This window comes from Rhizobium sp. SVR5-2C (assembly GCF_056755115.1).
On record NZ_JBNDHT010000534.1, the window covers coordinates 1 to 243 of the forward strand.

Consider the following 243-nt stretch of genomic DNA (forward strand, 5'->3'; position numbering starts at 1 on the left):
CATCATTCGCTACGGCCTTGAACAGGGCATCAATTTTTACGATACCGCCATCGCCTACCAGAACGGTTCGAGTGAACGGTTTGTTGGCCGGGCGTTGCGTGATATGGCGAAGCGCGATGATGTGGTGCTGGCTACAAAGTTTCTGCCGCGGACGCCCGCGCAAATTGCCGAGGGGATCAGCGGAAAACAGGCAATAGCCCGCTCGCTGGATCTGAGTCTGCAAAATCTGGGTATGGACTACAT

The 243-nt window shown here is 55.1% G+C and carries 1 protein-coding gene; it reads left to right on the forward strand.

What is annotated here, in order from left to right; genetic code table 11:
* Nucleotides 1-243: aldo/keto reductase (locus tag ACPYOI_RS36805; protein WP_481424276.1), on the forward strand; the 243-nt coding region annotated here is incomplete at both ends.